This window comes from Arthrobacter sp. PvP023, assembly GCF_017832975.1.
Taxonomy (GTDB): domain Bacteria; phylum Actinomycetota; class Actinomycetes; order Actinomycetales; family Micrococcaceae; genus Arthrobacter.
On the sequence record NZ_JAFIBI010000001.1, the window covers coordinates 3,176,237 to 3,196,717 of the forward strand.

Genomic DNA, 20,481 nt, shown 5'->3' on the forward strand with positions numbered 1-20,481 from the left:
GAGAATTCGGCGCGCGACGTGGGACTACTACGCCCATCCTAGTCACATCAGGCCGGGGGCGTCAGCAACGCCACTGTCTCCATGTGGTGGGTGTGCGGGTACAGGTCGAACGCCCGCAGCTCTGCGAGCTGCCAGCCTTCCTGCCGAAAGTACCCCAGGTCCCGGGCGAAAGACGCCGGATCGCAGGACACGTAGGCGATGGCCCGGGGACCTGCCGCCATCAGCTGGCTGACCACTGCCTTACCCGCGCCGGCGCGGGGCGGGTCCAGCACCAGGGCATCGAAGTTACGTGGCTTCTGGCGCAGGACCCGTTCCACGCGTCCCTGCACAATCTCCACCTGCGGCGCTCCGTGCAGGTTCTTCCGCGCGTCCCGGCTGGTGCCGGGGGCACCCTCAACGGACAGCACGGAGCCGGTCACGCCCACGGCGTCCGCCAGGGCGGCGGTGAACAGCCCTGCCCCGGCGTACAGGTCCGCAACCACGGCACCCGGCTCCAGGTATCCGCCGTCGTGCAGGAATCCCTTCACCGCGCCGACGAGTGTCTCCGGAGCATCCCGGTGGATCTGCCAGAAGCCTTCCCCCGTGACCCGGAACTCGTGCCCGGCGGCCGACTCCTGCACCCAGGTGCGGCCGCGCAGCTGCAGCGCGTCGCCCTTGGCCGGATCGAAGCTTGCCACCGAGACCTCGTCGGGAAGCTGCGCAAGGATCCCGCTGAGGCGCTTGGTGCGGGTCCCTTCGGCCGGTGCCAGCAGGACCAGCGGGCGCGAGCCGTTGGCTGGCGCGGCCACTTCAACGCGTTCAACGCCCGTGAGGTCGATGTCCCACAGCCGGAGGTCGTTGATGCCGGCCACGGCCAATGGCATCTCGCGGATGGCAATGACCTGGTCGGAACGGTGTGCGTGCATGCCCAGCTTCCCGGCGGGTGTCACGGCAAAGCTCGCCCGCGTGCGCCAGCCCAGTCCCGGCGCGCCGGGGCCGTGGTCGCCTGCGGCGGCCGCGCCGACGGCTTCCACCTCGGTGACGCGTTCGACGCCGGCGAGCCGCTTCAGCTGTTCGGCCAGGACGTCAGCCTTGAGGCTGCGCTGACGTCCAAGGGACACGTGGCCCAGCTCGGCGCCGCCCACCGGAGGGTGTCCGTGCGACCATGCCCGAAGCGAATCCGCCACATGCCAGAAGTGGGGCACGCGGTCCGGCGATGCTTCGAGCACTTCCACAACATCGGCTCGCCAGAACTTGGATTCCTCGCCGGCATCCGTCAGGCGGATCCGGACCTTTTCGCCGGGAATGGCATGGCGCACAAACACCACGCGGCCCTCGTGGCGGGCAACGCAGTGCCCGCCGTGGGCGATGGGCCCGATATCCACCACGAGTTCGGCATGCGTGCGGGTCTGGGTCTCGGGGTTCATTGGATATCCTGCAATTTCTTGGCTTCTTCGGACGATTTCAGTTGCCACGGCACACTGGCCACCATGACTCCCGGCTCGAAATGGAGGCGGGTTTTGATACGCAAGGCGGTCTGGTTATGGACCAGCTGCTCCCACCATTTGCCCACTACGTACTCAGGGATGTAGACCACGATCAGGTCCCGGGGTGAATCCCGCCGCATGTTCTTCACGTATTCCATGATGGGGGTCACCGTTTCCCGGTACGGGCTGGCGAGCACCGTCAGCGGCACCGGAATTTCCAGTTTCTCCCAGTCGGCGAGGGTGTGCGCGGTTTCTTCGGAGTTGATGTCCACCGTGATGGCATCAAGCCGGGAGGGCCGCGACGCCCGGGCATAGGCGAGTGCCCGCAGAACCGGCTTGCGGACGTGGGAAACCAGCAGCACGGCGTGGACCCTGGACGGCAGGGCGCGGGGCGAGGAATCCTCATCCACGGCCAGTTCCTTGGCCACGTTGTCGTAGTGTGCGCGGATGCTCCACATGATCAGGAAGAGCACGAACATCGCCAGCAGGGCGATCCAGGCCCCCTGTTCGAACTTGGTGATCAGCACGATCACCAGGACCAGCGCCGTCATGCCGAAGCCGATCGTGTTGATGATGCGGGACTTGAGCATGCGCAGCTTGACGGCGGGGTCCCTGGCGAGCTTCAGCTCCCGGCCCCAGTGCCGGATCATGCCGAGCTGGCTCATCGTGAACGAGATGAAGACGCCCACAATGTACAGCTGGATGAGCTTGGTGACGTCGGCGTTGAACGACAGGATGAGCACGAGGGCGCCCGCGGCGAGGGCCAGGACGCCGTTGCTGAACGCCAGCCGGTCCCCGCGGGTGCGCAGCTGGCGCGGCAGGTAACCGTCCTGGGCCAGGATCGAGCCCAGGACCGGAAAGCCGTTGAACGCCGTGTTGGAGGCAAAGACCAGGATCACACCGGTTGCTGCAACGACGATGTAGAACAGCACCGAGCCGGGTCCGAAGATGGTCTGGGCTATCTGGCTGATGGCCGGGCTTTGGATGTAGTTTTCCGGGAGCGGCTGCCCGTTGAGCAGGAATTCCGTGGCGGGGTCCAGAACAATGTGCACCTTGGTGGCATTCGCCAGGTAGATGATGCCGGCCAGCATGGAGGCGGCGATGACGCCGAGCAGAAGCAGGGTGGTCGCAGCGTTCTTGCTCTTCGGTTTCTGGAAATTGGGGACGCCGTTGCTGATGGCTTCCACCCCGGTCAGGGCGGCTGCGCCCGAGGAGAACGCCCGCAGCAACAGGAACGCTCCGGCCAGTCCCACCAACCCTTCGTCGAATCCGGCGGCCGGAACGATCGTGAAGTCCGCCGACGGCGCCTTGCCCAACTGGCCGGTGAGGGCCTGGAAAACGCCGACTGCAGTCATCCCGAGAATGGAGGCCATGAAGATGTACGTGGGGACAGCAAAGACGCTTCCCGCTTCCTTGATGCCGCGCAGGTTCACCAACGCCAAAATAATGACGCCCACGGTGGCAATCAATGCCTGCTGGCCGTGCAGCGCAGGGACCGCGGTGGTGAGGTAGGTTGCAGCGGACGACATCGAGACGGCAACCGTGAGCACATAGTCCACCAACAATGCGGACGCGACTGTCAGTCCCGCGTACTTGCCCAGGTTTTCGTTGGCGATCTCGTAGTCGCCGCCGCCGGAGGGGTAAGCGTGGACGTTCTGCCGGTAGGACGCGACGACGGTCAACAGCACTACCATGACGGCCAGCCCCACCCAGGGCGAGAATGCCACGGCGCTCACACCCGCCAGGGCCAGGGTCAGGAGGATTTCGTCGGGCGCGTAGGCCACCGAAGACAGGGCGTCAGAGGCGAAGACCGGAAGCGCGATCCGCTTGGGCAGCAAGGTATGGGCCAGCCGGTCATTGCGGAATGGCCGCCCCACGAGAACCCGTTTCACGGCATTCAATATTGTCAGCACTCCACAAAGCTAGTCTGATTCGGACGCGATGTCATGACAGCATCCGGCTGTTGGCTCCGCGGTTGCCCGCGGGGCCGCGCACAGGATCTGCCGGACACCGGAACGGGCAGCCCGGACGGCCGGTAGAGTCTTACGCAGCAACAGGAAAAAGACTGAGGAGGCACGGGTGGCGCACTTCGTGATCATGGGTTGTGGCCGCGTGGGAGCAACGCTGGCGCACACCCTCGAGGATGCGGGCCATTCGGTGGCCATCATCGACCAGGACGACCGTGCCTTTCGCAGGCTCCGCACCGGTTTTTCCGGCCGGAAGGTCACCGGAGTCGGGTTCGACCGGGAAACCCTGAAACAGGCCGGCGTCAGCGAGGCCTATGCCTTCGCGGCAGTGTCCAGCGGAGACAACTCCAACATCCTGGCCACCCGGGTTGCCCGCGAAACGTTCCATGTCCCCCACGTCGTGGCCCGGATCTACGACCCCGGCCGTGCCGAGATCTACCAGCGCCTGGGCATACCGACGGTGGCGGCAGTGCGCTGGAGTGCCGACCAGGTGCTGCGCCGGATCCTCCCCGAACAGCACCTCGCCGGAGACTTCCGTGAGCCTTCCGGGCGACTGGTCCTCGCCGAAATCGACCTCGATCCGTCCTGGATCGGGCATTCAGTGGCCGAAATCGAGAAGGTCGCCGGCATCCGGATCGCCTACCTGACCAGGTTCGGTGAGGGGATGCTGCCCGGCCCGGGCACGTCCTACCAGGAGGGCGACACTGTCCATGCCATGCTGCGGGTGGACCGCAGCGCCGAGGTAGGCCACATTCTTGCCAAAGAACCACCCAAGGAGCAGTAAGTGAAAGTCGTCATCGTCGGGGCAGGGAGCGTCGGTTCCTCGATCGCCCGTGAGCTTCTTTCCCACAAACACGAAATCCTGCTGATCGACCTGAAGCCGGAGGTGATCGGCCGCAGCGGGCTGCGCGGCGCGCATTGGCTGGTGGGCGACGCCTGCGAACTGAGCACGCTCCAGGACGCCAAGCTCGACGACGCCGACGTCGTGGTGTCGGCCACGGGAGACGACAAGGTCAACCTGGTGGTGTCCCTGCTGGCGAAGACCGAGTTCGGCGTCGGACGCACGGTGGGACGCGTCAACAACCCCAAGAACGACTGGATGTTCAACGACTCCTGGGGCGTCGACGTCGCGGTCAACACACCGCAACTCATGACCGCCCTCGTTGAAGAAGCGGTGGAAATCGGCGACCTCGTCCGGCTGCTGACCCTGCAGACCGGGGTTTCGTCCCTCGTCGAGTTCACCGTGCCCCACGACTCCCACGTCATCGGAGTCACGGTAGGAGACATCGACTGGCCCGAGGACTCCACGCTGGTGGCGATCCTCCGCGACCAGGCGCCCATCACGCCCAGCCGGGATGATGTGCTGGACGGCGGCGACGAACTGTTCTTCGTCACAACCATCGCTGCCGAAGACGGCCTTAGGGCACTACTGTCCCCCGAACGGCAGCTGGACCGGGAAGCGGACCTGGCGGAGGGGCAGGAGGACGGCCACCCCGCCCGCCAGCAGGAGCAGCAGGCTCCCGAGGACGACGGTTTCGACGGCTAGATCCGATGCCTAAGGCAGCGGCGGAGGACCGGGCTGCGAAGGTGCGCCCGGTTCCGCCGGGGACGGAGAGCTCACCGGAACTGGCGGCCTGGTGATGAGCCATGCCACCCAGATCCCCAGGATGTACAGCGGGGCACCCATGATGAGCCGGGTTGTGGCGAGGGCGGCCAGGCCCTGCTCGCCAAGGAGGTACAGCGGCACCTGGACCAGCAGCCGCAGGGCCAGGACGCCCACGATCACCCAGGTGCCCAGGCGGTAGGCCCTGACACGGGCCGGGTCCTTGCGCCATTCCAGGCCCTCGTTCCGGATGAAACCGAACAGCAGGCCTGCGATGGGCCACCGGAGCGCAATGGACACCACCATGCCGGCGATGTAGGCCGCATTCGTGAAGAACCCCGGCACGTAAAAGTCCTGAGCCTTACCGGTGGTGTTCGCCAGCCAGGCGCTAATTCCGACGCCGACGATCCCGGCCAGCGCCTGAGTCAGCGGCCGTCGTTGGACGAGGCGGGCAACAGTGAAGGCGGCGGCTGCAGCCAGGGCGGCTATCAGGGACAGGGTGAGCTCGCGGGTGATGGTGAACGCCACGAGGAAGACGAGTCCCGGGACGATGCTCTCCGCGATGCCCTGGACGCCGCCTGCGCTCTTGACTACATCGATGCTGCCGTCCTTAGACCGGTGCAGGCCGGCCTTCACGGCGTAGCCTTCTGCGAGGTCGGCCACAGACGGCGGTTCCGGGGTGGGCCGCGGCTTGCCCGGACCCGCAGCGGGGTCCGGGTTCTCGGACGTCGTCATTCGTTCTCCTGGCGGGACAGTATTTCGTAGCGGGGATTGAACATCGTGGGAAGGCCGTCGCGCACTGTGAGCATGCCCTCGAGGCGGAGTTCGCAGCCCGGGTCGACGCCGGGTACCCGCCGCCGGCCGAGCCACACGACCCGCAGCCGGTCGCGCCGGCCCGGTCCCCCGGGCTTCCGGGCCGACGGCGGTTCCGCGGCAACCGGGGCAAGTCCGCCCTTGTTGTGCGGGAGGTCGTGGTCCGTGACGATCGCGGTGAACGTGGCAACCTGGGTGGCCGGAACGTACGTGACGGACTCTATAAAGCCGCGGCACAGCACCCGTCCACGGTCCGGCAATCCACTAATGGAAAGTTCGGGCCGTGGATACTCGCCGGCCGGATCAGCCAATCTGGGTGATCTCCGGTCCGCGCTCGGGCTGCTCGAATTCCGGTGCGCCCTGCTGCGGTGCAGGAGCGGAATCCTTCGGCAGGCGAAGCTGCAGCAGGTCGCGCGGCGGCATCGGGCTCTCGCCCCGGACCACGACGATCTGCCGGAACAGGGATTCAAGGTTCGCGGCGGCATCGCGGTCCAACGCAGCCTCGCCGCCCAATACGCCACGGAGGAACCAGCGGGGACCGTCGACGCCGATGAAGCGGGCTACGCGGTAGCCGCCCGCGCCGTCGGCAGTTCCTGCCGGAAGCTTAGCCACCAGTTCTGTCCCGAAAACACCGGGGATCTCTTCGACCTGACCGCCTTGGCTTCCCACCGATTGCCCGATCTGTTCACGGATCTCGTCCCAGAGTCCCTCGGTGCGCGGGGCAGCGAAGGCCTGGAGCTGGAGGCTCGAACCGTCTAGGTCCATGGTGACGGCCACGACCCGCTGCGTGGCTTCCTCAATCTCGAGCCGCAACTGGAGGCCTTCACGCGGTGCAATCAGCAGGGCTCCGAGGTCCACGTAGCCGTCCGTGCTGTCGATTTCCGAGACGTCAAAAGGTCCCGTGGCTTTCCGGCCGGTGCTCTCCTCAGCGGAGTCTGCAGTTTCCAGGCTTTCCCCGGGCTCTGCTGCCTGGTCCTTCTTGGCCTTCTTGCCACGCCCAAAAACCATCGGGTTGTCTCCTTAATTGTGATCTTGTCCCGCCGTGCCACCAGGGCCGCGCGGTAAGTCATGAGGCGCCGGCACAGCCGGCCGGCCCCCGGCGGCTAGGCCTGGGGTGTCGCGACGCCGCCGGCCAAACCGAATCCGCCGGTGGATCCGAAGCCGCCGTCACCGCGGACCGAGTCGCTCAATTCCGCAACGGCCACAAACTGTGCGTACTCCACGCGCTGAATGACCATCTGTGCAATTCTATCGCCGCGACGAAGCTCAATGGCCTTCTCCCGGTCCGTGTTCAGCAGGGTCACGGCGATCTCTCCGCGGTATCCGGCATCAACCGTTCCGGGGGCGTTGACCACTGTCAGTCCGTGCTTGGTGGCGAGCCCGGAACGCGGGTGGATGAGGGCAACGAAACCGTTCGGCAGGGCTATCGAGACTCCGGTGGGCACCAGCCGGCGTTCACCCGGTTCGAGGACAACATCCTCGCGGGCCCTTAGGTCAGCTCCGGCGTCGCCGGGATGGGCGTAGGACGGGGCTTCGAGGCCGTCGTCAAGCATTTTCAGCTGCACGGACAGCGTGGGCGATCCGTAGGCGGCGGCGCTGCCTTCCGGGGAGTCCGACGGCAAAGTACTCACGGCTGCAGTTTGTTCAGTCACAGTCATTCACTCTAACGCCAGCGGTGCGTCTGGGCCTAGCCGCCGCCGGCACCGTCGGGCACCTGTCCAAGGTGAAATAGCCCGGGAAAAGTGGAAAGCTGGGCTTATGCCGGAATCTAGTGCAGCTGTGCCTGCCCCCAACAGCACACCCCGCGGAACAACCGTTGTATACAGCGAGAAGCTCCGCCCCAGTCCGTGGATCTGGCTGGTGGCGGCCGGGCTGTCCGGCGCCGGCATCCTTGTTTTTGCTCCGATCAGCATGGCGGCCGGCATCACGGCTGCGCTGGTACTGTTCGCCATCATCACGGTGCTGCTGGTCCTGTCCACGCCCTCCATCACGGTGACGGCGGACACCCTGCAGGTGGGACGGGCCACCATCGAGCGCCGCTATGTAGGCAGCGTGACCCCGTTCAGCGGGAAGGAGGCGACGGCTGAACGCGGCCCGCGCCTGAACGGACTGGCCTACCTTTGCATCCGCGGCTGGGTTGACCCCGTGGTGCGGATCGAGATCACCGACCCTTCGGATCCGACTCCCTACTGGCTCACGTCCACACGGCGCCCGGCGCAACTCACGGCCTCATTAACGAAGGCCTGAGGGCAGCCCCGGGTAGTCAGCCCTCGCAGTCCTTACAGAACAGCAGGCCGTCCTTTTCGCGGGCGATCTGAGAGCGGTGACGGACCAGGAAGCATGACGAGCAGGTGAATTCATCCGCCTGCGCCGGCAGGACGCGGACCAGGAGTTCCTCGCCGGACAGGTCTGCACCCGGCAGTTCATAGCCTTCGGCCAGGTCGGATTCGTCCTCATCCACTACGGCCGTCGGCTTGTCCGCGCGCCTGGTCTTCAATTCCTCGATGGAATCTTCGTTCAGTTCCTCTTCTGATTTCCGCGGCGCATCATAATCTGTCGCCATTATTTTCTGTTCACACTCCGCTTAGGTCGGTGGGTCCGCCGGTTCCGGGTCAGCGCGCTTCGGGAGCGTTGGCGCCCGCTGGCTGGTCTCCGGTCCGGTTCACCGATGTAAACGCCGGGTGGCCTGATTTTGTGCCCGGCCCAGGCGCCCATTTTTCCCCGGGCGGTCGCGAAGGCGAGGGAAACCCCGGAAAGTCGCGGAATATCGCGGCGCGCCCTCTCCCCTCCCCGGAAAAGCTCCTGCCGGGTGGCAGAGTTTCGAATGTCAGTAATGCCAGGGTGGAGGATTTGTATGCAGGATCTACGGCTTGTAGGCGTCCACGACGACGGAGAGCATCTCCTGTTGAGCGGCACCGGCGGCGAGATGTTCCAGCTGCCGATCGACGAAGCTCTCCGGCTCGCGGCCAGCCGCTCTCCGGCGAGGGTTGCCGCTGCGGTCGCGCCCGTCGCCATGTCCCCGCGGGACATCCAGGCGCGCATCAGAAGCGGCGCAACGGCCGCCGAGGTATCAGAACTCTCAGGCATTCCCCTGGCCAAGGTCCAGCGCTATGAAGGCCCCGTGTTGGCTGAACGCGACTATGTGGCACAGCAGGCCCGAAAAATCGAAGTGGCCTCTCCGGCACCGGGCCATGACGTGTACCGCTCCGCCTTTGGAGACAACCCCGCCACCCTCGGTGACATGGTGGCTCACCGGCTCAACGCCCACGGCATCGAGTCCTCAACCGTCGAATGGGACTCCTGGCGGCGCCCGGACGGTACGTGGACGGTGATTGCCCGCTTCGAGACCAATCCCGGCCGGCACACCAGCATCGGCGAGGAACCGCCAGCCATGTGGACGTTCAGCCCTGCCCGCAAGTCGCTGCAGAACGCCAACCGCTGGGCGCAGCAGCTCAGCGAGCTGGAACCGCTCGACGGCCCGGTACCTGCCCGCCGCCTGTCAGCAGTTTCCGACCGGCCGTTCGACTTTGAGACGGACGCAGAGGCAGCTGCCGCCCGGTCGGCTTCCGGCCAGCCCGGAAAGGATTCGGACGGCCTGCTCGATATGCTGCGGTCACGCCGCGGTCAACGGCTGGGCGTAGACGAAGACGGCGACGACGCCTTGGCTATGCTGCTCACCAACGGTGTCCCGGCAGCCCATCCGCGTCCGTCCGAAGTTGTCGGTGAACCTGAGGCAGACGAGAGCACGGCCGGGGCGGACAACGGCGAAGAGGCCGCTGCCCCTGCCGCCAAGGGAGATTCTTTCACCCGTAAGCGTGAGGTCCGGGCCTCCATGCTGTCCCGCCTGAGCCTGGCTCCGCGGCACACCGGGGACGACGATGAACGGCTGAAACTCCACGACGGCGTCAGCACGGAAACCCGTGAAATCACCATCGTGGCCTCGCCCCTGCGCCCGGTAACGGGTGAGGACGAACAGTCCGCCGAAGCGTCGGGCAGCACGCCGGCAGCACCTGGCCGCCCGCAAGGCGATGAAGCCACCGGCGCAGAATCCGCTCCCGTGCGGGAAACGGCCCCCGCCCGCCAGTCCGGCTGGAACCGCGAATCCGCGCCGAACGTGGGCTTGGATGAACTGCTGGGAGGCGGCAGCCCCCGCCGCCCCCGGGAGGATGCTCCGGCTGCGGCCAGGAGTGACGCGGCCCGGACTGATGCTGCCAGGAACGACATGGCCCGGAACGACCGGGAAGCGGAGCAGCCGGAACGGCAGCCTTCAAAGCCCAAGCGCTCCAGCGTGCCCAGCTGGGACGAAATAGTTTTCGGCGCACGCGGCGACTAAGGAAATAGTTTTCGGCGCACGCGGCGACTAAGCCGGTCCCGCCCCGCCTAGGCCCGCATCGGGACCTATGGCACCTTCCCGCCAGCCAAGTTTCCACGAGACTGGAGAGCGGAAGGTAGGAGGCCTCATTATGACCGTTCTCGTCGCTTACGCGACCGCGATGGGTTCCACCCGGGAGATAGCCCAGCGCGTGGCGTCCCGTATGGCGGTGCGGCTGGGTGAGGTTGAGTGCCGGTCCGTGGAGGAAGTCGGGTCCGTCGCCGGCTACAAGGCTGTCGTGGTCGGAAGCGCCATCCACAACCAGGCGTGGCTCCCCCCTGCTGCATTGTTCCTTGCCCGCCATGCGCCCGAGCTGGCCAAACGACCCGTCTGGGCCTTCAGCGTGGGGATGTCGGATGCCCTGCCGAAGCCTTTCCGCAAACGGGGTGCGGCGCTACAACAGGCGCGTCTGGCCGGAGTTTTGTCACAAGACGTTCCGCTTCGGGGCCACAGACTCTTCTCCGGCGTCTACGAGGCCGCCCAGATGCCGGTACTGCTCCGGCTGGTGTTCCGGCTCACCGGCGGCCGTTTCGGGGATTTGCGGGACTGGGCGGCTGTGGACGCCTGGACCGACGAGATCACAACCCACCTCACAAAACCTGCTCCGTCCGCGTCGTCAGGGAACGTCGCGGGATAGATAAGCCGGGTTGCTGCGCACCCTGGTCAGCTGTGCCGGGTTTCCCCTGAACCGTGCCACAGGCAGGCGTCCACCTCGAACGGCAGCAGCTGGTCCTGCTGGGCCATGACATTGGCTCCGTGCGCCGTGACCCGCCGCATGAAATGCCGCCGGCACAACGTCTCATAGCCCACCACGGGGGCATGATCCGCTGAGGCGGAGGCCGGGTCTCCGGCCATGTCGACGTCGCCCACCACCACTTGCGCCCCTTCAGTCACCATCACGCCGTCAACGGTGCGCGCGTTATGCGTGGCGCGGCGTCCGCACCAGCACAGGGCTTCCACCTGCAGGACCTGGACGCGGTCCGCGAGCTCAATAAGCCTCTGCGATCCCGGGAAGAGCCGGGTGCGGAAGTCCGCGCTGATTCCGAACGCAAACACGTCGACGTCGATCTCGTCCACAATCCGGGCCAGCTGTTCCACCTGCAGCGGGGAATAGAACTGGGCTTCGTCACAGATGAGGTAGTCCACCCGGAGGCCGCGGGTGCGGCGTTCTATGACCTCGTCCCAGAAATCCGTGGTGTCCAGGACCTCCACGCAGTCCGTCTCCAGTCCGAGCCGGCTGGAGATCCTTGCCCCGCCTGCCCGGTCGTTGCGGCTGAACCGGACACCGCCGCGCCCGCGGGCCCGGTGGTTGTGGTCCATCTGCAGGGCCAGGGTGGATTTTCCGCAGTCCATGGTGCCGGAGAAGAAGACAAGTTCAGCCACGCGCTCCCTTTCTGCCTTGAGCCTGGAAACAAAGAAGCGGAACCTCTCGCTCCGCTTTGGTCAGCGACCCGTGCTGCCCTACAACGTCCAACGCGGCAGCACGCACGCGGCGGGTGTCGTAGAACGCCAGGGCATCACGGGCGGCGATCATGACGTCGCCGATGCGCGCGCTGACCTCCGGCCTGACATCGCCGAACAGCCCGGCGGACACGGCCTCATCCCGGGTGAACGCCCAGATCCTGTCGCCGAACCGATCCCGCCACGATTCGATCAGCCTGGCCCGGTCCTGTTCACCGGCGTCCGGTTCAAGGTACAGGTGGACCATGCGCGGCTCCCCCGCTGTGTGCCGGACTCCGGCGATGAGGGCCGGTTCTGCCGAATAGTCGAGCCGCTGCGATTCAGGGACGTCGAGCATGCCGTGATCCGCCGTCAGCAGGACCGTGGTTCCCGGCGGAAGGGTTGCGTTCAGGCGCTTAACGGTGGCGTCGAGTTCTTCAAGCTGGTGTTCCCACTGGGCCGACTGGCAGCCGTAACGGTGTCCGGCTTTGTCCAGGTCGTTGACGTAGAAGTACATGAGTGAGCTGTCGGCGGCAAGCATGGCCTCCGCCGCTGCGGCCGTCCGTGCGTGCGGAGTACTGGCGGCGATAAACCGGCCTCCCCGCAGCGCTGCCTGCGTCATGGGCGAGGCGCCGAACTGCGGAAGGCTGATGGTGGTCACGTCGGTGTGGGCGGCCGCGCGCTCGAACACCGTGGGAAACGGCTGCCATACGCGGGGGTCCACGCCGGCATCCCAGTTGCCCAGCATGTTGACCACTTTGTCCTGCCCGGGATCGAGGACGTCGTAGCCCACCATTCCGTGCTGGCCGGCGGGGAGCCCCGTCCCGAAGCTGGCGAGCGAGGACGCCGTGGTGGAGGGAAAAGCGGAGTCCAGCGCCACCGGAACGGGGCCCTGGCCCTGCTGCATCACGGACCGGAGGAACGGGGTGTGCGCCGATTTCTGCTTGAGCAGGCTGCGGCCCAGGCCATCAGCCAGGACCACGCACACCCGCTTGGCTGCCGGCAGCTTCAACCGGTTCTCGAAGCCCTCGATCCCGAGGCTGGCTGCTGCGCTGGTGAGGACTTCCGCAATGGAGCGCTGGCCGAAGGCAGGCGCCGGAGGCAGGAGCGACGGAGCGGAGGTGCCTTCAACGATGGCTACGGCTGATGGTTCGGAGTTGTTTCCGGACGTCATCTCAGCGCTGGTGCCCGCGGCTGAGGCGGTTACCGAAGACGCCGGTGCGGGGGCGCGGCGCGGGAACGGGGCTGTGCGGCACGGGCGCCGGCGAACCGGTGTTGACGGCCCGCAGCGCCCGGGCGAACAGCTTGGCGTCCTGGACAGCCTGCAGGCCGTCAGCTTCGGCGCTGATGCGCAACACAATGTCTTCCTGGGCGATGGTGCCGCTGTAGCCGTGGTCCGCCTCGCACTGCGGATCACCGCAGCTGGCCGGGCCCATGTCCAGCCGCTGGCCCCCGGACCAGGCGATGGAAAGGGTGAGTTCCCGGACGGGGTCGGAAGGCTTGTAGTTCTGCGGCTGGGCGTACATGTAGCTCAGCACCACGGAGCGGATCTGCGCCACGGGCACCGACTCGGTGGAGATTTGCGCGACGATCTGTTCCCCGGCCTCGTCCAGCTGCTGGTCGTCAACGTGGGCGATGACCAGCATGTCGTCCGTCAGCACCAGCACCGTGATGTGGCGGCGTACTTCTGCCCGGTCGAAGTGGGTCTCAAGGTGCACAAGGTGCGCCATGCAATCGCGGCCGTCCAGTGCGTCGTCAACAACATCGGCCACCAGCCGGGGGTAGAAGCCTGCCTGCTGGAGGGCACCTTCAAGGCTCTGGCCCTGGGCACCGTGGTCATGCGCGTTATGGCTGTGGGGGGCCGGGTGACCGGTTCGGGGTGCTTGCGGCTTAGACGTGGGAGGCTGGGGACTCATTACCCCATTTTCACAGATCGGCTGGGCACTTGCTAACTGTGCTAGCTCCGCATCGCACGCCGGGCGCTGTCGGTCCGCTGGGCTGCGTTCGCGATCCGGACGTCGGCCGCCAGGATCGATGCGCCCCGCGGGCCGGCCAGGACAGGATTGAACTCAATCAGCGCTATTTCGGGATGGTTGTCCTTGAGCCGGGTCAACCGCGCCGCGATGTCCTCCAGTGCCGCCACATCCACGGCCGGCAGGCCCTGGTAGCCGAACAGTTTCCTGGCCGCGCGCGGCGCGCGGATGAAGTCGTGGACATCGGCGCCGGACAGCGGCGGCACCCGGTGGGCCCAGTCCTCCAGGAGGTTCACGGCATCACCGGCCAGCCCGAAGGAAACCACCGGACCCAGCAGCGGATCCTCAATCGCCCGGAACGTGCACGCCTGCCCCACCGGCGCCATCGTTTGGACCTCCATGGAGGGCGACCCGTACGGCGCCAGGGCGCGATGCATTTCAACGATGTTCCGCCGCAACGAATCGGCGTCCTGAATGTCCAGCCGCACGCCGCCCAGGTCCAGCCGGTGGCGCAGTGCGGGGTCCGTGGTTTTGAGCACCACGGGCCAGCCCAGCCGCTCCGCGGCCGCTACAGCCTGGTCCGGCGTCTCAAAGCCTTCAGAGGGAACAACATGGATGCCGTAATGGGCCAGCAGCGTTGACGCCTTGGCCGGGTCAAGCTGCACCAGCTGTTCGCCGGGGACGTCATGGAGCATGTCCTCCAGCTCAGTCCTGACATTCTCCGGGTCGCAGCCCTCCGGTTCAACGAACAGGCCCTGGTCGCGGTCCACCCACTCGGCGTACTTGACCACGGCTGCGAGCGCTGCGACGGCGGCGCCGGGGTTGGAGTAGCACGGCACTGATCCGCCTGCGGATTCGGCCTGCACCCGTTCGGTCTGCACCGGTTCGGCGCCCACCATGCCCTCGACGTAAACGGATGGGTCCAGGATCCCGGTGAAGGCGGCGACCACCGGTTTCCCGGCCGCCGCCGAGCATTCCGCCAAAACTCCGGCAATCTTTTCCACGGTCAGGCCGCGTGCCGGCAGCAGCGCCACCACCACGGCGTGGATGGACTCGGAAGCAAGTGTCCCGGCCAGGCTCTCGCGGAGGGCCGGCAACGCAAGGGACATGCCGGCGTCGAGATCCACGTCGGTGACGATCCGTTCAACGCCAAGCCCGTTGGCGGCGGCACTGTCCGCCACCACTTTGCCGAGCGCCCGGGAGTTGCTGAAAACGGCGATGTCCGCCCCGGCGGGCAGCGGCTGGCCGGCGACGATCTGTGCCACGTCCATGAGCTGCTCGATTGTCTCCACCCGGATCACACCGGACTGGCGCATCATCGCGTCCAGTGCGCCTGCGGGCGCCTGCGTGGTCCGCACCGCATGCCCGGGCGGCAGCTGGAGGCCCATGGCGTCCGATTTCGCGACAATGACGGGTTTGGTGCGGGCAAGGCGCCGGGCGAGACGCGAAAACTTGCGCGGATTGCCGATGGATTCGAGGTAGAGCCCCACCGCGGCGGTGTCGGCGTCGTCCTCCCAGAACTGCATCATGTCGTTGCCGGAGACGTCCGCCCGGTTACCGGCCGAAAGGAAGGTGGAGAGGCCCAGCCGGCGCCGGCTGGAGGCCGCGTACAACGCCACTCCGATGGCGGCGGACTGGCTGAACAGGCCAAGGCCGCCCCGGCGCGGCAGGCTCGGCGCCATTGACGCGTTCAGGGACACGGCCGGGTTGGTGTTGACGATACCCAGGGACGCCGGACCGATCACGCGCATTCCGTTGGACCTGGCCTGGCGGACCAGCTCGCGTTGCCGCGCCAGCCCGCGTTCGCCGTCGTCGGCGTAACCGGCTGTCGCCACCACAACGCCCTTGACTCCGGCGGCCGCGCAGTCCGCCACGACTTTGGGGACTTCCTCATACGGGACGGCGATGATGGCCAGCCCGACAGGGTCCGGCACCTCCGAGAGCCTCGCGAAGGACAGCATGCCCGCAAGTTCCAGCGCCTCGGGGTTGATGGCATACACGGGCCCGGTGAAGCCGCCTTCGATGATGTGTTCGAGCAGCTGGTAGCCGATGGTGCCCCATTTGCGGCTGGCTCCGATAACGGCGACCGACGACGGCGCCAGGAGCTCCTGGATGCTTCGCGCCTCCGCGCGGTGCTCACGTGCCTCCATCACGGCCCGGGACTTTTCGGTGGGGTCGATGTTGAACTCAAGGCTCACGACGCCGTCGTCGAAATGCCTTTTGACGTCGTAGCCGGCGTCGGAGAAGACCATCAGCATTTTGCGGTTTTCCGGCAGCACTTCGGCGCTGAATTTACGGATGCCGTTTTCGCGGGCGGCGGCGGCCAGGTGCTCCAGCAGGATAGAGCCGATGCCCCGGCCCTGGTGGGCGTCGGCTATATTGAAGGCAACCTCGGCTTCTTCGGGATCGGCCAGCCGGTCGTAGCGGCCGATGCCCAGGATTTCGCCGCCAATGGTGATCACCAGCGCCACCCGGTCCTTGTAGTCCACCTCCGTGAAGCGCTTCAGCTCCTTGCTGGAGAGCCGCGCCTTGAAGGCGAAGAACCGCATGTAGATGGACTTCTGCGACTGGCCGGTATGGAAAGCCTGCACGGCGTCGGCATCTGAGGGGTGGATCGGGCGCAGATGAGCCGTCCCGCCGTCCCGCAGAACGACATCGGCTTCCCAATATTCCGGATATACGCCGTCCCCGGGCTGATCCACCATAGGCTTAGCCTAGCTAAAATTCGCCAGTAAACCGTTAAGGATCCACCAGCCTCATGGCCCGCCGCCAAAGTTCCGCCCCGGCAGGGGACGCCGTCCAGGACTACACCGAGAACATCGTTGACATCGACGTCACGTCGGAAATGGAAGGCTCGTTCCTCGAGTACGCCTATTCGGTCATCTATTCGCGGGCCCTCCCGGACGCCCGTGACGGCCTGAAGCCGGTGCAGCGGCGCATTCTCTACATGATGAGCGAGATGGGCCTGCGTCCGGACCGGGGCCATGTGAAAAGCGCCCGCGTGGTGGGCGAAGTGATGGGCAAGCTGCACCCCCACGGTGATACGGCGATCTACGACGCCATGGTCCGCATGGCGCAGGACTTTTCACTGCGGCTGCCGTTGATCGACGGCCACGGCAACTTCGGCTCGCTCGACGACGGCCCGGCGGCCCCGCGGTATACCGAGGCCCGCCTCGCGGCGGCTGCGCTCAGCCTCACCGACCACCTCGACGAAGATGTGGTCGACTTCGTCCCCAACTACGACAACCAGCTGACCCAGCCGGATGTCCTCCCGGCGGCGTTCCCCAACCTGCTGGTCAACGGCGCCACCGGGATCGCCGTCGGCATGGCCACCAACATGGCACCGCACAACCTCGAGGAGGTCATCTCCGCCGCCAGGCACCTGATCGCGAACCCGGAGGCCACGCTCGAGGACCTCATGCGGTTCGTCCCCGGCCCGGACCTGCCCACCGGCGGACGGATCGTGGGACTGGACGGCATCCGCGACGCGTACGCCACGGGCCGCGGCTCGTTCAAGACCCGCGCCAAAGTGGAGGTGGAACAGCTGTCGGCCCGCCGCACCGGGCTGGTGGTCACGGAACTCCCCTACATGGTGGGTCCGGAGAAGGTGATCGAGAAGATCAAGGACGCCGTCAACGGCAAGAAACTGACCGGTATCAGCGACATCGTGGACCTCACCGACCGCAAGCACGGCCTGCGGCTGGTCATCGAGCTGAAGAACGGCTTCAACCCGAACGCCGTGCTCCAGCAGCTCTACCGGTACTCGCCCATGGAAGATTCCTTCGGCATCAACAACGTGACGCTGGTGGACGGCCAGCCACAGACGCTGGGTCTGGTGCAGCTCCTCTCCGTCTACGTTGACCACCGCATCAACGTTGTACGGCGCCGCACGGCCTTCCGGCTGGAGAAGAAAAAGGACCGCCTGCACCTGGTGGAGGGCCTCCTGATCGCGATTGTGGACATCGACGAGGTCATCCAGATCATCCGGTCCTCCGACGAGGTTGCAGCCGCCCGGGAACGCCTCATGTCCATCTACGATCTCACCGAAATCCAGGCCAACTACATCCTGGAACTCCGGCTCCGGCAGCTGACCAAGTACTCCCGGATCGAGCTCGAAAAAGAGCAGGACCAGCTGAAGCGTGAAATCGCGGAGCTGGAAGCCATCCTGGGTTCGGACCAGCGCCTGCGCGAACTGGTGTCCGATGAGTTGGGCGAAATCGCCGAGAAGTACGGCACGCCCCGCCGGACGGTCCTGCTCGAGTCCGAAGCGGTCTCCCCCACCGTCGCCGCGCTGGCCGCTGCACCCGGCGGCAAGGGCAAGGCGGCCCCCCTCGCACTGGAAATCGCCGATGACCCCTGCTGGGCCATCCTGACCGCCAGCGGACAGATCGCCCGGACCTCCAACCAGGAGCCGCTTACCGAGTCCGGACCGCGGTCAAAGCACGACGTCTTCCGGTCCGTGGTGAAAACCTCCGCACGCGGCGAGATTGCCGCCGTCACGTCACTGGGCCGGATGCTGCGCCTCCAGGTCATGGACATGCCCGTACTCCCGCCGATGTCGGGGCTTCCCAACCTGGCCGGCGGCGTCCCGGCCAAGGACTTCATCACACTGCTGAAGGGTGAAACGCTGGTTGCGTTCGCTCCGCTGGACACGGTGCTGGCGATCGGTACGGCGCAGGGCATCGTCAAACGCGTGCAGCCCGACTATCCCCTCAACCGCGAGGACTGGGAAGTCATTGCCCTCAAGGACAAGGACACGGTGGTGGGTGTGGAACCCGCCGGGGCGGACGACGTCGACCTCGTGTTCCTGACCAGGCAGGCCCAGCTGCTGCGCTTCAGCGCGGCAAATGTCCGGCCGCAGGGCCGCACCGCGGGCGGCATGGCGGGGATCAAGCTGGCCGCCGGGGACCAGGTGCTGTTCTTCGGCACTGTCGCCCCCGGTGACGAGGCCGCCGTCGTGGTGACGGTGTCCGGGACCGAAGGCGCCCTGCCGGGCACGGCTCCGGGCGCCGGAAAGGTGACGGCGTTCGCGGAGTACCCGGCCAAGGGCCGGGCCACTGCGGGAGTGCGGGCGCACCGGTTCCTGAAGGGCGAAGACACCCTCCTCATCGGCTGGGCGGGACACGGTCCGGCCAAGGCGTCTTCGCTGGCTGGAGTGGCGCGGTCGCTTCCGCAGGAACATGGCCGCAGGGACGGCTCCGGCATCCCGCTGTCGCAGGCAGTGGACGCCATTGGGCCCAGCATGACGTGGCCCTAGACTACTGGCATGCCTATCATCCCTGACGAAAAGGACTGGACCTGGGTGCTGACCCGGGTCTGCCCGGAATGTGGTTTCGACGCCTCAACGGTCACGCCGGCCACGGTTCCCGGGAGCGTCTCCAACATGCTTCCCCGCTGGCGGGCCGCATTGCGCCGGCCGGACGTGGCTGAACGCCCGGATGACGCCACGTGGTCGGTGCTGGAGTACGCATCGCACGTCCGGGATGTTTTCAGCCTTTTCGACCACCGGCTCAACCTGATGCTCACCGAAGAGAACGCCCGGTTCGAGAACTGGGACCAGGACAAGACTGCGGTGGAGCAGGACTACGCAAACGCGGACCCCGCCGTCGTCAGTGCCGAGCTGACCGCCGAGGGAGAACAGATCGCGGAGTCATTCGCCGGCGTGCATGAGGACGAATGGGGCCGGAAAGGCTTCCGGAGCAACGGCTCGGAGTTCACGGTGATGACCCTCGCGCAGTACTTCCTGCACGACGTCGTCCATCACCTGCACGACGTCGACGCCTGAGCTCCGCAGCCGGCCGCGTCAGCCGGGCACGGGAAATTCCTTGTCCCAGGCCAGGCTCCGGTTGACCGCGGCGTAGCCCATCTTTTCGTAGAGGGCGAGCGCGCCGGTGGGGTTCTCGGAATCGACGTCCAGGGATGCGCGGTCCATCCCGGCCGCCGCAAATCGCCGCATCGCGTCAGCGAGCAGGGCCTGGGCGATGCCCCGTCCGCGGTACTCGCGGCGGACGCCCAGCAGATCCGTGTAGCCCTCGCTGTAGCCCCGGGATGCCGCGCTGTCCGGGTCATGGCTGGCCAGCTGGTAGCCCGCGACGATCCCGGACGCGCGGTCCAGCACCACTGCGCTCAGGTCCCGCCTCGCCTGCGGATCATTCACCGTGAAACCCCAGGACTCCTCGTCCCGCGGCTCGCTGCCCCAATGGTCACGGAAGGCCGCATTGTGGGCCAGCCGGACGCCTTCGCTGAACTCCGGGCGCATGGTCACGAGATCCAGCCCGTCATCGAGCCGCACCACGGGAAGTGGAACACCGTCCAGGTGCCGGTGCATCTCGTTGAAGTAGCGCACCACCCGGAATCCCGCTTTGCGGAACAATTGCTGCTGGTGCTCATGCTGCTGCTCCATGTGGATCCGCAGCCGCGGGACCGGGACACTGCCCCCGGCCCGGCTATCCTCCGCGAAGCGCTGGACGGTCCGTTCACTGAGCCATCCCAGCAAAGCCGTCCCGATCCCCCGGCGCTGCCAGCCGGGGTCGACGCAGCCGAAGCCGTAGGCTTTGTCACCCTCCTTGTTCTTCGTAATCCGGGCATAGGCGCGGGGAACCGATCCGCCCTCCAGCACCAGCAGGGTGTTGGCGGCGGGATGGTTCTTCTTCGATTGCAGGATCTGCTCGAGGTCCGCGGCCCGCTCGAACCACACCGGCTTTTCCGCTTCCGCCGTCCGGGCGATCAGGGCAGCCCACGCGTCAAGGTCTTCCTCCGCCGCGGCACGCCATTCCAAACCCGCGCCGGCCAGGGTCTTCCGCCAGGATCCGGGCACCGGCGCATCGTCGTTCAGCATGGCAACAGG

Annotated in this window: 19 protein-coding genes; 7 read left to right on the forward strand and 12 right to left on the reverse strand. The window is 66.7% G+C overall.

Annotated elements, in window-relative coordinates; translation table 11 throughout:
- Positions 1 to 47 precede the first annotated feature (47 nt).
- Positions 48 to 1,406 (reverse strand): class I SAM-dependent RNA methyltransferase, encoded by a 1,359-nt coding sequence (locus JOE31_RS14620; protein WP_209745878.1) that lies wholly within the window; start codon positions 1,404 to 1,406, stop codon positions 48 to 50.
- Positions 1,403 to 3,379: an APC family permease gene (locus JOE31_RS14625; RefSeq protein ID WP_043429654.1), complete on the reverse strand. Its 1,977-nt coding sequence runs from the start codon at positions 3,377 to 3,379 to the stop codon at positions 1,403 to 1,405. The genes JOE31_RS14620 and JOE31_RS14625 overlap by 4 nt, the downstream gene beginning before the upstream one ends.
- Positions 3,380 to 3,545: 166 nt before the next feature.
- Here JOE31_RS14625 and JOE31_RS14630 point away from each other — a divergent pair, with 166 nt between their 5' ends.
- Positions 3,546 to 4,217 (forward strand): TrkA family potassium uptake protein, encoded by a 672-nt coding sequence (locus tag JOE31_RS14630; RefSeq protein WP_011691501.1) that lies wholly within the window; start codon positions 3,546 to 3,548, stop codon positions 4,215 to 4,217.
- Positions 4,218 to 4,979, forward strand: coding sequence for a TrkA family potassium uptake protein (locus tag JOE31_RS14635; RefSeq protein WP_209745880.1), 762 nt, complete (start codon positions 4,218 to 4,220; stop codon positions 4,977 to 4,979).
- A 9-nt stretch (positions 4,980 to 4,988) separates the two neighbouring features.
- Here the strand turns inward: JOE31_RS14635 and JOE31_RS14640 are convergent, their stop codons facing one another.
- From JOE31_RS14640 to dut, 4 genes are all read right to left on the reverse strand, one after another.
- A complete protein-coding gene (locus JOE31_RS14640) occupies positions 4,989 to 5,771 on the reverse strand; it encodes a DUF3159 domain-containing protein (protein WP_209745882.1) in 783 nt (260 codons plus the stop codon).
- A complete protein-coding gene (locus tag JOE31_RS14645) occupies positions 5,768 to 6,160 on the reverse strand; it encodes a hypothetical protein (protein WP_209745884.1) in 393 nt (130 codons plus the stop codon). The genes JOE31_RS14640 and JOE31_RS14645 overlap by 4 nt, the downstream gene beginning before the upstream one ends.
- Positions 6,153 to 6,857 carry a DUF3710 domain-containing protein gene (locus JOE31_RS14650; RefSeq protein ID WP_209745886.1) on the reverse strand — a complete coding sequence of 235 codons (705 nt, stop codon included), beginning with the start codon at positions 6,855 to 6,857 and terminating at the stop codon, positions 6,153 to 6,155. The genes JOE31_RS14645 and JOE31_RS14650 overlap by 8 nt, the downstream gene beginning before the upstream one ends.
- Before the next feature lie 95 nt (positions 6,858 to 6,952).
- Positions 6,953 to 7,501: a dUTP diphosphatase gene (gene dut / locus JOE31_RS14655; RefSeq protein ID WP_209745888.1), complete on the reverse strand. Its 549-nt coding sequence runs from the start codon at positions 7,499 to 7,501 to the stop codon at positions 6,953 to 6,955.
- Positions 7,502 to 7,607: 106 nt separating this feature from the next.
- Here dut and JOE31_RS14660 point away from each other — a divergent pair, with 106 nt between their 5' ends.
- A complete protein-coding gene (locus tag JOE31_RS14660) occupies positions 7,608 to 8,096 on the forward strand; it encodes a DUF3093 domain-containing protein (protein ID WP_209745890.1) in 489 nt (162 codons plus the stop codon).
- Between the two features lie 16 nt (positions 8,097 to 8,112).
- Here the strand turns inward: JOE31_RS14660 and JOE31_RS14665 are convergent, their stop codons facing one another.
- Positions 8,113 to 8,412, reverse strand: coding sequence for a DUF4193 domain-containing protein (locus JOE31_RS14665; RefSeq protein WP_011691494.1), 300 nt, complete (start codon positions 8,410 to 8,412; stop codon positions 8,113 to 8,115).
- A 291-nt stretch (positions 8,413 to 8,703) separates the two neighbouring features.
- Between JOE31_RS14665 and sepH the strand changes: the two genes are divergently transcribed.
- Both sepH and JOE31_RS14675 read left to right on the forward strand, forming a co-directional pair.
- Complete coding sequence (sepH, locus tag JOE31_RS14670) at positions 8,704 to 10,182, forward strand: septation protein SepH (protein WP_209745892.1); 1,479 nt, start codon at positions 8,704 to 8,706, stop codon at positions 10,180 to 10,182.
- A 130-nt stretch (positions 10,183 to 10,312) separates the two neighbouring features.
- A complete protein-coding gene (locus JOE31_RS14675; RefSeq protein WP_209745894.1) occupies positions 10,313 to 10,858 on the forward strand; it encodes a flavodoxin domain-containing protein in 546 nt (181 codons plus the stop codon).
- Positions 10,859 to 10,884: 26 nt separating this feature from the next.
- Here JOE31_RS14675 and JOE31_RS14680 read toward each other — a convergent pair whose 3' ends face one another.
- Genes JOE31_RS14680 through JOE31_RS14695 form a run of 4 tightly spaced genes read right to left on the reverse strand, consistent with a single transcriptional unit; the run spans position 10,885 to position 16,339 of the window.
- Positions 10,885 to 11,604, reverse strand: coding sequence for a thymidine kinase (locus JOE31_RS14680; protein ID WP_011691491.1), 720 nt, complete (start codon positions 11,602 to 11,604; stop codon positions 10,885 to 10,887).
- Positions 11,597 to 12,835 (reverse strand): alkaline phosphatase family protein, encoded by a 1,239-nt coding sequence (locus JOE31_RS14685; RefSeq protein ID WP_209745896.1) that lies wholly within the window; start codon positions 12,833 to 12,835, stop codon positions 11,597 to 11,599. The genes JOE31_RS14680 and JOE31_RS14685 overlap by 8 nt, the downstream gene beginning before the upstream one ends.
- Position 12,836: 1 nt before the next feature.
- Positions 12,837 to 13,577 (reverse strand): DUF5998 family protein, encoded by a 741-nt coding sequence (locus tag JOE31_RS14690; protein ID WP_209745898.1) that lies wholly within the window; start codon positions 13,575 to 13,577, stop codon positions 12,837 to 12,839.
- Between the two features lie 41 nt (positions 13,578 to 13,618).
- Entirely contained in the window at positions 13,619 to 16,339 is a 2,721-nt protein-coding gene (locus JOE31_RS14695; protein WP_209745900.1) for a GNAT family N-acetyltransferase, read from the reverse strand.
- A 53-nt stretch (positions 16,340 to 16,392) separates the two neighbouring features.
- Here JOE31_RS14695 and JOE31_RS14700 point away from each other — a divergent pair, with 53 nt between their 5' ends.
- Both JOE31_RS14700 and JOE31_RS14705 read left to right on the forward strand, forming a co-directional pair.
- The gene (locus JOE31_RS14700; protein WP_209745902.1) at positions 16,393 to 18,891 is read left to right on the forward strand and encodes a DNA topoisomerase (ATP-hydrolyzing) subunit A; all 2,499 of its coding nucleotides are present in this window, start codon (positions 16,393 to 16,395) and stop codon (positions 18,889 to 18,891) included.
- A gap of 9 nt (positions 18,892 to 18,900) precedes the next feature.
- A complete protein-coding gene (locus JOE31_RS14705) occupies positions 18,901 to 19,419 on the forward strand; it encodes a DinB family protein (protein ID WP_209745904.1) in 519 nt (172 codons plus the stop codon).
- An 18-nt stretch (positions 19,420 to 19,437) separates the two neighbouring features.
- On the opposite strand, the gene JOE31_RS14710 is transcribed toward JOE31_RS14705, so the two are convergent.
- On the reverse strand, positions 19,438 to 20,472 hold the full coding sequence (locus tag JOE31_RS14710; protein ID WP_209745906.1) for a GNAT family N-acetyltransferase: 1,035 nt from the start codon (positions 20,470 to 20,472) through the stop codon (positions 19,438 to 19,440).
- Between the last annotated feature and the right edge of the window lie 9 nt (positions 20,473 to 20,481).